This is a genomic window from Pararhizobium sp. P1_E7 (assembly GCF_056405855.1).
The window spans coordinates 1-11,319 of the sequence record NZ_JBFUBH010000080.1 but is presented as its reverse complement, the minus strand read 5'-3'; the positions used below and the strand labels follow the sequence as shown (position 1 = coordinate 11,319).

Annotated in this window: 11 protein-coding genes; 10 read left to right on the top strand and 1 reads right to left on the bottom strand. The window is 55.3% G+C overall.

Annotated elements, in window-relative coordinates:
- Positions 1-310 (top strand): electron transfer flavoprotein subunit alpha/FixB family protein (locus tag AC1D17_RS25705; protein WP_477568115.1); only part of this gene is annotated, 310 nt, incomplete at its 5' end.
- 72 nt (positions 311-382) lie between these two features.
- Positions 383-2,830, top strand: a complete 2,448-nt coding sequence (locus tag AC1D17_RS25700; RefSeq protein WP_477568114.1) for a GcvT family protein — start codon at positions 383-385, stop codon at positions 2,828-2,830.
- A gap of 157 nt (positions 2,831-2,987) precedes the next feature.
- Here AC1D17_RS25700 and AC1D17_RS25695 read toward each other — a convergent pair whose 3' ends face one another.
- Complete coding sequence (locus tag AC1D17_RS25695) at positions 2,988-3,890, bottom strand: LysR substrate-binding domain-containing protein (protein ID WP_477568113.1); 903 nt, start codon at positions 3,888-3,890, stop codon at positions 2,988-2,990.
- 114 nt (positions 3,891-4,004) lie between these two features.
- On the opposite strand from AC1D17_RS25695, the gene AC1D17_RS25690 reads away from it, so the two are divergent.
- The 8 genes from AC1D17_RS25690 to AC1D17_RS25655 form a co-directional block, all read left to right on the top strand.
- Entirely contained in the window at positions 4,005-5,351 is a 1,347-nt protein-coding gene (locus AC1D17_RS25690) for an NAD(P)/FAD-dependent oxidoreductase (RefSeq protein WP_477568112.1), read from the top strand.
- A 20-nt stretch (positions 5,352-5,371) separates the two neighbouring features.
- The gene (locus AC1D17_RS25685; RefSeq protein ID WP_477568111.1) at positions 5,372-6,244 is read left to right on the top strand and encodes a dihydrodipicolinate synthase family protein; all 873 of its coding nucleotides are present in this window, start codon (positions 5,372-5,374) and stop codon (positions 6,242-6,244) included.
- A gap of 72 nt (positions 6,245-6,316) precedes the next feature.
- Positions 6,317-7,168 (top strand): glycine betaine ABC transporter substrate-binding protein, encoded by an 852-nt coding sequence (locus AC1D17_RS25680; protein ID WP_477568110.1) that lies wholly within the window; start codon positions 6,317-6,319, stop codon positions 7,166-7,168.
- A 73-nt stretch (positions 7,169-7,241) separates the two neighbouring features.
- Positions 7,242-8,315 (top strand): quaternary amine ABC transporter ATP-binding protein, encoded by a 1,074-nt coding sequence (locus AC1D17_RS25675; RefSeq protein WP_477568109.1) that lies wholly within the window; start codon positions 7,242-7,244, stop codon positions 8,313-8,315.
- Positions 8,316-8,349: 34 nt separating this feature from the next.
- Entirely contained in the window at positions 8,350-9,195 is an 846-nt protein-coding gene (locus AC1D17_RS25670) for an ABC transporter permease (protein WP_477568108.1), read from the top strand.
- Positions 9,188-10,030: an ABC transporter permease gene (locus AC1D17_RS25665; RefSeq protein ID WP_477568116.1), complete on the top strand. Its 843-nt coding sequence runs from the start codon at positions 9,188-9,190 to the stop codon at positions 10,028-10,030. Before AC1D17_RS25670 ends, AC1D17_RS25665 begins: the two co-directional genes overlap by 8 nt.
- A 34-nt stretch (positions 10,031-10,064) precedes the next feature.
- Entirely contained in the window at positions 10,065-10,781 is a 717-nt protein-coding gene (locus AC1D17_RS25660; RefSeq protein ID WP_477568107.1) for an SDR family oxidoreductase, read from the top strand.
- Positions 10,782-10,877: 96 nt separating this feature from the next.
- Positions 10,878-11,319 (top strand): aldehyde dehydrogenase family protein (locus tag AC1D17_RS25655; RefSeq protein ID WP_477568106.1); only part of this gene is annotated, 442 nt, incomplete at its 3' end.

Genomic DNA, 11,319 nt, shown 5'->3' with positions numbered 1-11,319 from the left:
AACGTTCCAGGACGTCATCCTGCCGGTGGCCGACAAGCTCGGCGCCGCCGTTGGCGCATCGCGCGCTGCGGTCGATGCAGGCTATGCCCCGAACGACTGGCAGGTCGGCCAGACCGGCAAGGTCGTCGCCCCGCAGCTCTACATCGCCGTCGGCATTTCCGGCGCCATCCAGCATCTTGCCGGCATGAAGGACTCCAAGGTCATCGTCGCCATTAACAAGGACGAGGAAGCCCCGATCTTCCAGGTCGCAGACTATGGCCTCGTCGCCGATCTATTCGAAGTCCTACCGGCGCTTGAGCGAGCTCTTTAATTTCCTCTKCCACATCTACCCAACTTCGATAGCTGCCGGGTTCGCCAGCATCCTCAAACGGAAAATAGCACGATGATCAATATTCCCACCAAGGCACGCGTTGTTATCATCGGCGGAGGCATCTCCGGATGTTCGGTAGCCTATCATCTTGCGAAGCTCGGCTGGACGGACATCGTCTTGCTAGAGCGAAAGCAACTGACCTCCGGCACGACTTGGCATGCCGCCGGTCTCATCGGCCAGTTGCGCGCTTCGCAGAATATGACCCGTCTGGCGAAATACTCCGCTGACCTTTACGTCAAGCTTGAGGCAGAAACGGGGATCGCCACGGGAATGCGCCAGAATGGCTCCATTACGGTTGCACTTACCGAGGAGCGAAAGGAGGAAATCTATCGACAAGCAAGCCTTGCCAGGGCGTTCGATGTCGATGTCCAGCAAATCTCCCCGCAGGAAGTCAAGAGCCTCTACCCGCATCTTAATATCTCTGATGTACTAGGCGCGGTCCACCTTCCGCAGGACGGCCAATGCGATCCTGCCAACATTGCGATGGCACTTGCCAAAGGTGCGCGCCTGCTAGGTGCGAAGATTATTGAAAACGTCAAGGTGACCGGCGTGCACGATCGCGACGGTCGGGTGACAGGCGTCTCTTGGGCGCAGGGTTCCGAATACGGCACAATTGAGTGCGACCACGTCGTCAATTGTGGTGGAATGTGGGGGCGCGACCTCGCGGCCCGTTCCGGCGTGACATTGCCCCTCCATGCATGCGAGCACTTCTACATCGTAACCGAAGCCATCCAAGGGCTTGCCCGTCTCCCTGTTCTTCGTGTTCCAGATGAGTGCGCATACTACAAAGAGGATGCTGGAAAGATGCTGCTCGGTGCGTTCGAGCCTAAGGCAAAACCGTGGGGTATGGATGGCATTCGCGAAGACTTCTGCTTCGACCAGTTGCCGGAAGACTTCGAGCACTTTGAGCCGATCCTCGAGAAGGCCGTCAACCGCATGCCAATGCTTGAAACAGCTGGCATCCATACCTTCTTCAACGGTCCGGAAAGCTTCACTCCGGACGATCGCTATTATCTCGGCGAGGCACCGGAGCTTAAAGGCTATTGGGTCGCTGCGGGGTACAATTCAATCGGCATCGTTTCGTCTGGTGGTGCCGGCATGGCTCTGGCGCAATGGATGAACGACGGTGAAGCACCCTTCGACCTTTGGGACGTCGATATCCGCCGCGCCCAGCCTTTTCAGAAGAACCGCCTATATCTCAAGGACCGGGTTTCAGAGACGCTCGGTCTGCTGTATGCCGATCACTTCCCGTATCGGCAGATGACGACATCCCGTGGTGTGCGTCGTTCGCCGCTGCACGAACATTTGAAGGCGCGTGGGGCGGTCTTCGGTGAAGTTGCGGGATGGGAACGCGCGAATTGGTTCGCGAAAGAGGGCCAGGAACGAGAATACCGTTATTCCTGGAAGCGGCAGAACTGGTTCGAAAACCAGCGGGAGGAACATCTCGCCGTTCGCAGTGGTGTCGGCCTCTTCGACATGACTTCCTTTGGTAAAATCCGCATCGAAGGCCGCGACGCCTTGCCGTTCCTGCAGCGGCTGTGCGCCAACCAGATGGATGTCGCTTCTGGAAAGATCGTCTATACCCAAATGCTCAACGAACGTGGCGGCATCGAAAGCGATCTGACCGTGACGCGCCTCGCGGAAACTGCCTTTTTCGCGGTCGTGCCCGGCGCGACGCTGCAGCGCGATCTCGCTTGGTTGCGCAAGCAGCTGCGCGCCGATGAATTTGTGGTCATTACCGACATCACGGCGGCCGAATCCGTTTTGGTTCTTATGGGTCCGAAGTCGCGGGACGTTATCACCAAGATTAGCCCGAATGACTTTTCAAACGAGGCGTTTCCCTTCGGTTCGGCCCAAGAAATCGAGATTGGCATGGGTATCGCGCGCGCCCACCGTGTTACCTATGTCGGTGAACTGGGCTGGGAACTCTACGTGTCCACCGATCAGACGGCGCATGTCTTCGAGGCCCTAGAAGAAGCAGGACGGGATTTCGGACTGAAACTCTGCGGCCTGCACACACTCGATAGCTGCCGCATCGAAAAAGGCTTCCGCCATTTCGGCCACGACATCACCGACGAAGATCATGTTCTTGAAGCCGGACTCGGTTTTGCCGTTAAGACGGGCAAGGGCGACTTCATCGGGCGAGACGCGGTGCTTCGCAAGCGCGAAGGCGGACTGAAGCGCCGCATGTTGCAATTTCGATTGAAAGATGCCGAGCCGCTCATTTTCCACAACGAAGCTCTCGTTCGCGATGGAAAGATTATCTCGATCATAACATCAGGAAATTACGGCCACCATCTGGGCGGCGCGATCGGCCTGGGATATGTGCCGTGCGAGGGCGAAACCGAGGGGCAGGTTCTCGCTTCGACATATGAGATCGAAATTGCGGGTGTGCGATATGAGGCGGAGGCATCTCTGCGTCCCATGTACGACCCGAAAGCGGAGCGTACGAAGCTGTGAGGTTACATCACGTCCTGCGAGTCTAGGCATTAAGCCACCTCATGTCAGACCGTGCTGTTCACACCGCGCGGTCTGACCTTTCTCATGCGTTTAAGTCAGCAAAAAGCAAGGAGGCCACCCATCCAACGGCAGAGTCTCTTTGTGTTGCCTTCTCGATTTACAGGTCTTTTGATTCAGTGAGAATCCATTCAACAAGGGGCTTTATCTGATCGAGTTTTGAACTGCGCTCGTTTGCGACGACGAAGAATGCGTTGCCCGTCCGTATGTGCTGATTCAAAGGCTTCACAAGCACATTGCGCCGAAGCAGCGGCTGCAGGGTCAATGACCAACCAAGCGCTATGCCTTCGCCCGCCAAGGCAGCCTGTACAGCGAGCTGGTAGTCGTTGAAGACAAGATCAGGCGCGACCTGCGCTGACTCAAGTCCGATACGGCTCAACCATTCATTCCATCCCATACGATTTCTGTGAGGATCGAATGAATGCAGGAGCTGATGGCTGACCAGATCAGCGACGGTGTTGATTGCTGCCGCTCTCCCACTGTAGAGCGGCGAACACACCGGGAAAATCACCTCATCGCAGATATACCAACTATTGTTTCTCTCGAAATTTCGTGGTCGTAGCCAGATTGTCATGTCAACCTGGCTATCAGGCTCGATATCACGATCAGTCGTGACAACCTTAATTTTGATGCCTGGATTGTGCTGCTGGAAGACAGGCAGGTTTGGCACAAGCCAATGAGCCGCCATGGACGTGGACGCGGCGACAGTAATGTATTGAGTATCATCTGACGATATCGTCTTGAGGCTCTGCTCAATGCGCTGGAAGCTGGAACGAACGCTGTCATAAAGCAGACGTCCCGCTTCCGTGAGCCTCACTCCACGATTGTCGCGCACGAAAAGGTCTACCTTGCACTGTCGCTCAAGTGCTTTGACAGAGTGTGAAATACTGGGTTGCGTCACGTTGAGCTCTGCGGCCGCCAGTTTGAAGTTAAGGTTCCGGGCAGCCGCTTCGAATACAAAGAGCGACTGGGTGGACGGCAACATGTAACGCAGCTTGGCCATGAATCAGGTTTATATCAGCCGTCTTCCTTTTCGTCTACTGACCTTAGGCCCTGAGTGTATTCTCTAATGAATTTCTGCGGCGTGCGCCGCGCTTTCGGGTTCGAAGAGAAAACAATGACTTCCACAACTTCCAATGATCGCATTTCAATTCAGCCGCCTCATGTCGAGGCTACTCCGTCGGGCTGGTATGTGACCTCCGGCCCGGAGCTTCCGCTGGTTCCCCTCAAGGGCGATGTCGAGTGCGACTGCTTGGTCATTGGCGGTGGGTGGATGGGGCTGCATGCGGCCCGTCGCTACGCCGAACTCAATCCGGATGCATCCGTTATCTTGGTTGATGCGAGCCGAATTGGTAACAACGCGGCGGGTCGCTGCATGGGCTTTGCGATCGATCTTGCCCACAATCCTCGAAAGAGCAACTTCGTTGAGGATGTGCAGGGCAACCTCGATGAGCTGAATGCCAATCTTGAAGGCAACGCATATCTCCGCTCTGCCGTCGAAGAACTCGGTGTTGAATGCGATTGGGACCCGCAAGGCAAATACCACAGCGCAGCTACCGACCACGGAGTGAAAGAGCTCGAGAGTTTCTCCAAAGCGCTTGATCGCATGGGGCAGAACTATCGTTGGGTGGAGCGTGACGAAATCCAGGCGATGACTGGCAGCAAGCACTACATCYGCGCCATCCACCATCCGGGCACTATTCTGTTACAGCCGGCCAAGTACCTCAAGAATGCAACTCGGCTACTACCGAAGAACGTTACTGTGCATGAAAACACCCCGATTACCGGTGCGAGTTATGGGGCCCCACGCCATCTATTTGAGGCCGCAACGGGTACGATCCGCCCGAAGACTGTCATCATTTGCGCTGCTGGCTACCTCACCAAATTCGGTTTTTATCCAAACAGCGCCATTCCGCTCTACACTTTTGCCAGCATGACGCGGCAGCTCACGGAGGCCGAATTGGCACAAGTCGGCGACCGACCCGCCTATGGTCTCATTCCTGCTGACAGCTTCGGTACCACTGTTCGCCGAACGGTCGATAACCGGTTGTTCCTGCGCAACGTCTATTCCTACGCCAACGACTTCAAGATGACGCGCGAAGAGGTAATGAGCACCCGACGTTACCAGCAGCTCGCCTTTGATCGCCGCTGGCCCGATTTGTCGAAGATGGGCTTCGAGGTTAGTTGGGGTGGCATGCTGACGCTCGCCCAGAACGGCGGCATGGTTTTCGGACAGCTTGCCGACAACGTCTACGGGGCGGCCTTCTGCAACGGTACGGGTGTCTCGCGCGGAACTGCTTTTGGCAAAGCGGTCGCTGAACTTGCTACGGGCCGCACGTCGCCCGTCATCGAAATCCTGAAAAAGAAAGTGCGGCCGAGCCGCGCGTACCCGCAACTAATCACCTCAATGGGCGTGCGTTTCGTCACCGGTCGTCGATTGAAAAAAGCCGGTCGCGAAGTCTGACCGTTAGAAAGGAAATTCAAATGGTAGAACTCAATGGCATCAACTTGGCCATGCAGACGCCTTTTAACGACGATGGGACAATCAACCTGGTCGTTTTCGAAGAGCTTATCGACAAATACATCGATGCCGGAGTGCATGGCCTCGTTCTCGGTTCTGGCACCGGTCAGCACCCGTTCCTCACCGAAGCCGAATGCAATGAGCTTTATGAGGTTGGTGCAAAGCGCATTAACGGTCGGTGTAAATTGATATGCCAGACTTCCGCTTTGAACATGGACGAAGTAATCCGCCGTTCGAAGCATGCGGAACAGGTTGGCGCGCATGCGCTGATGATCCTGCCTCCTTACCTCGAAGGCCCTTCTGATGATGACGGCCTATTCGAGTTTTACCGCGAAATCGACTCTGCGATCGGCATCGACATCATTGGCTACAACATTCCGCAGGCCACCGGCATATCTGTGTCCCTAAGTCTTTTGAAGCGGCTCATAACGCTAAAGAACTTTACTTACATCAAGGATAGCGCCGGTGATCTCACGGTTCACCAGGAATATCTTGCGATCACACCCGGTGTCCTGAACGGAGCAGACACGACAACGGTCTTTGCCCTCATGGCGGGCACGAAGGGCGTGATTTGGGGCGGCGCGAACTACATGCCGCGTGAAGCCGTGCAGCTCTATGATCTGGTGACGGACAAGAAGTACGCCGAAGCGCTCGCGCTTTGGGCTCGCATGATCCCGTCGCTTCTTCTCATCTGGCGGTCCAAGTATTCGCAGTCCGTTGTCCGGGCAGCGCAACTGCGCGGCTACGGCACCGGCAACGTCCGCAGGCCGCTTCTCAAGCTCACCAAAGAAGAAGATCAGGAGTTGCAGAGCGCTATCACTGCCTTGGAACACTGAGACAAGATGGGAGGACGCAATATTCAATAGCATGCAATTTGAATTTACGCAGAAAAAGAAAGGGAACGACAAATGCGAAACATCGTAAAATTATTCACCGCCGCTGCTCTTCTGTTGATGAGCCTGGTGTCAGTGCATGCGCAGGAGAAGACAATCAAAATGGGTTCTCTCGGCTGGGAAGACTTGTTGCCCATCTCGTTGATCACCAAAAAATTTCTGGAGAAAGAGGGATATACGGTCGAGCTCAAGCAGTTCTCCGAGTGGGGCATCGCTTTCGCCGCTCTGCAGAAGGGTGACGTCGATATCCTCGCTTCCCAAATCAATTACGTTACGAATGACTACTGGGCGAAAAGTCACAATCGCCTCGAGAAGGTTTCAGTCCTTTCTCATGGTCTCTTTCAGGGTCTCGTTGTTCCCTCGGACGCCCCGATCAATTCGGTCGATGAGTTGAACAGCTATGCCGACAAGGTCGGCGGGAAAATTGTCGGTATCGAGCCTGGTTCCGGTCTAATGCGAGACGTCGCCAACGCCGTCAAAGAATACGGGCTGAAGTACCAGGTTGTCGACGGGAGCACGTCGGCGATGACTGCACAACTTCAGGCGGCTCTCGAGCGCAAGGAACCGATCGTGACCATGCTTTGGGAACCGTCGTGGATGGCCCTCAAATACGACGTCAAGTTCCTCAAAGACCCGAAAGGCGTTTTCCCTCCGCCGCAGACCTACTATTGGATCGGCAAGAAGGGCTTCTCGGCAGCCGATAGCCATCGCCGCGAGGCACTTGCCACAGTCTTTATCCCGATAGACGATATCACCGCCATCAATGGGCAGATGAACGAGGGCAAGACTGTCGAGCAGGCTGTTGATGCGTGGTGGGAAAACCACGCCCAGCTCATCGAGAGATGGTCGGTTATCTCTGGCGAATAAATCCGGTGTTCGTGGTGCGGTGCCCTGCAGTTGCTAGGGCACCGTCGCTTCAGGTTATTTATTAGGAGGCGTCATGAACATGGTGAGACCAATTCAAGACAATAAGCTCGCTAGTCGAAGCAAGGTAATCGAGTGTCGCTCTGTTTGGAAACTCTTTGGCGACTACAATCCCGCTGCGGTAAAAGCCGCAAGAGATTCGACGCTCGRCAAGGATGAAATTCTAAAACGTTTCGGCTCCGTTGTTGCCGTGGCTGACGCTTCATTCGATGTGTATGAAGGTGAAACCTTCTGCATCATGGGGCTTTCCGGAAGTGGAAAGTCCACGCTCATTCGGCATTTCAACAGATTGATCGAGCCAAGCGCTGGCGAAGTCATGGTGCGGGGCAAGGACGTATGTAAGCTGAATGTCCCAGACTTGCGCGAGCTTCGTGCCAAACACATCGGCATGGTGTTTCAACACGTGGCACTGTTGCCTTACCGAACTGTTCTTCAAAACGTTTCGCTGCCCTTGGAAGTTCAACAGCTTTCGAAGTCCAAGCGATTGGAGACCGCTCGAGCCGCCTTGCAGACGGTTGGCCTGGACAATTGGGCGGATCGCTATCCGGGTGAACTCTCTGGGGGCATGCAGCAGCGTGTCGGTATCGCGAGAGCGCTTGCCGCAAATCCCGAGATTCTTTTGATGGACGAGCCATTCAGCGCACTTGATCCACTTATTCGCAAGCAGCTGCAGACCGAATTCCGTCAGCTTTCCACAAGGCTGCGCAAGACTTCCATCTTCATCACGCATGACCTGGAAGAAGCCATTCGGATCGGTGATCGTATCGCGATCATGAAGGAAGGACGTATTGTTCAGATCGGAACGCCAGAGGAAATCGTTCTTCATCCAGGCGACGAATATGTCGCGGAATTCGTTGAAGGGATTTCGAGACTGCGCCTGGTGAAAGCCCACTCGATTATGCGGTCAACTGGCAGCACTCTTTCTGCCAACGCGCCGAAAGCCGATGTGGATGACGACCTTCAAACAATGATCGACCTCGCGCTTAAAAATGGCGCTGATCAGATTGCGATCGTGAGCCACGGTCAAAACGTCGGCACGGTCTCGCGAGAGGACTTGCTAAAGGCGGTACGAGGCATTGACGTCCAATAATGAATTCAGCGGGACCGCAGAACGGTAGGTAAGCATGTTGGATATTTCCGAGAATTTCGATCCAGTTGTCGACAATGCTCTCATGTGGGTCACCGACAACGCTACGGGATTTTTTGATTTCGTTCGATTAGCTCTCGAAGGGATTTACGAAGGCTTGGAGCATGTCTTGATGTTACCGCCTTACTGGACGTTCATTTTGATAGTTCTCGTTGCCGGATGGCTTTATGTCGGGCGCGTTTTTGCTGTCGCGGCCGCCGCCGGATTGTATTTATGCCAGGCAATGGGCCTGTGGGCAGAAACAATGGCGACATTGACGCTTGTTCTGAGCTCCACTCTGATCGCTTTGACGATAGCGATTCCTGCCGGCGTCTTGGTGGGACTTACAGCAGGCATGAATAAAGTCAGCGATGTGGTTCTCGATTTCATTCAAACCATGCCCGCCTACATCTACCTGCTCCCTGGCATCGCGCTTGTCGGATACGGCCCAGCAACAGCGATGTGTGCCACGAGCCTTGTCGCCATCCCACCGGCGATGCGTCTCACCGCGCACGGAATCCGAATGACTCCGATCCAATTCCAAGAACTTGGTCATGCGTTCGGCATGAAACCTCTCCACGCCCTTTTCAAGATACGTATTCCCTTTGCGTTTCCGTCAATCTTGGCAGGTGTCAACCAAAGCCTAATGCTCGGTTTCGGTATGGTCGTTATCGCTGGAATTGTCGGCTCAGGTGGCCTGGGTCAGTCGGTTTACGAGGCTGTCCKGACGTTGCAGATAGATAAATCGATCAACGCCGGCATAGCGATCGTCGTCCTCAGCATCGTGCTCGACCGCTTTTCGCAACGACTGGCAACCGTAAGATTCGGAGACAAAAATGGATAGTTTTCAGCTTTCTCCCGGATCAGTTTTCGGGCCGGCATTGTCGTGGCTGAACATCCACTACCACGGCGTCTTTTCTGCGGTCTCGGCATTCTTCGATTTCTGGGTCTCAAGCTTGGTCTTTTTGCTTTCGGCGGCGCCCGCACCGGTTGTCGCGGGTGTGGCGGGCATGATTGCATTGGGAGTGGCTGGCTGGAGAATAGGTTTGCTGGCGGCTGTTGGCCTGCTCATGTGCAKCGTGTTAGGAATGTGGGAAGCAACCATCGAGACCATAGCGCTGGTCATCCTGGCGGTTATTTTCTCTATCTCGATCGGTATTCCGATTGGCATTGTGCTGTCACGCAGCGAGCGCTTGCAGGCGATCTCCCGTCCAGTTCTGGACATGATGCAAACGCTGCCGCCGTGGGTGTATCTGGTCCCCGCCGTTATCCTGTTCGGTCTGGGCAGCGTGCCCGCGCTCATTTCCACAATCATTTACGGTATCGCCCCGATGGTACGCCTGACCATCCTTGCGATGGCTCAGATACCGCACGAGCGCATTGAACTCGGAGCGGCGATCGGAGCAAGGAAGTTCGAAATCTTGCGCAAGATCGAGTTACCGTCGGCAGTTCCCACGCTTTTAGTCGGCGTCAACCAGTGCATTCTTCTATCTTTGGCGATGGTTGTGCTGGCCGGMTTGGTTGGGGCTGGTGGGCTCGGTTCCGAGGTGACGCGTGGTCTGACGCGCATGGAGTTCGGCCTCGGCGTCCGGGCGAGCCTCGCGATCGTGATCCTGGCAATCGTCATGGATCGGACCTTCCGCGGCGCGATTCCAAGCATCTACCTCACAAAGAACTRAGTTCGATATACCCCTCGAAATGTTTGGAAATACGATGTCACAGTTTGGTACCGGAAAACCTGTTGCGATCATAACCGGCGGCGGCCGCGGCATGGGGGCAGCCATCGCTCGGGAGCTCAAAGCTCGAGGGTATGATCTCTCGCTTTTGTCTCCCTCCGGGTCGGCAAAAATCCTCGCCGAAGAATTGGGTGCGATTGGGCTACAAGGCTCGACGGCGAGCTTGGAAGACCTTGAAAAGCTGGTCGAAACGACGCTTGGGCGGTTCGGCCGTATCGATGCTGTCGTGAACAACACAGGCCATCCGCCAACAGGCGATTTGCTTGATATCGAAGACCGCCTGTGGATCGAAGGTAATGAGGCCATATTACTATCGGTCCAGAGGATGGCGCGACTGGCAACGCCGACGATGCTGGAGCAAKGGGGAGGAGCCTTTGTCAATATCACAACATTGGCCTCGTTTGAGCCCGATGCGAACTATCCCATTTCCTGCGCCTATCGGGCGGCAGTCGCCTCTTACACGAAGATGTATTCAGACCTTTATGGGCCGAGAAACATCCGGATGAATGCGATATTGCCCGGCTACATCGACAGCATGAACCACGACCAGACGTTTGCGACCGGCATACCCCTACGTCGCATCGGTTCTGTCTTGGAGATTGCCAAAACCGCCGCTTTCCTGCTGTCGCCAGACGCAGGTTACATCACTGGGCAGAACCTGCGCGTAGATGGCGGCTTGACTCGCCACATGTGACGAAAAAGCCTTTCGCGACAATCTTGCTCACGCAACCCGGATGGCACGCCTGCGTCAGACCGTCGACACCAACAAGAATTACACAAGAGGCTTCGCATGCGAAATCAGCTTTACATCGACGGTAGATGGGTAACTCCGTCTCAAGGGAAGACGTTCGATGTCGTTAATCCGGCGACCGAAGAGGTCATTCAGAAGGTCGGCGCGGGGACGGCCGAAGATATCGACGCTGCGGTGAAAGCTGCGCGCCGAGCCTTCGACGTCGATGGATGGCCGAAGCTATCCGGGACTGAACGAGCAGTGTATCTTCGCGGGATCGCGGTTGGCATCCGCAACCGCCAAACCGAGCTTGCTAATCTTGAGGTCATCGACAACGGCAAGCCGTTTCCTGAGGCCGATTGGGATATCGGTGATGCTGCCGGATGTTTCGATTTCTATGCAGGCTTGGCGGAACAGTTCGACAACGACGGTGCAGAGGAAACAGTTACGCTGCCGGACGCCCGCTTTACCTCGAAAGTCGTGAAGGAGCCTGTTGGTGTGG

Coding starts and splice junctions, on each gene's coding strand:
- AC1D17_RS25700 (WP_477568114.1), top strand. CDS start 383: ATGATCAATATTCCCACCAAGGCACGCGTTGTTATCATCGGCGGAGGC.
- AC1D17_RS25695 (WP_477568113.1), bottom strand. CDS start 3,890: ATGGCCAAGCTGCGTTACATGTTGCCGTCCACCCAGTCGCTCTTTGTA.
- AC1D17_RS25685 (WP_477568111.1), top strand. CDS start 5,372: ATGGTAGAACTCAATGGCATCAACTTGGCCATGCAGACGCCTTTTAAC.
- AC1D17_RS25680 (WP_477568110.1), top strand. CDS start 6,317: ATGCGAAACATCGTAAAATTATTCACCGCCGCTGCTCTTCTGTTGATG.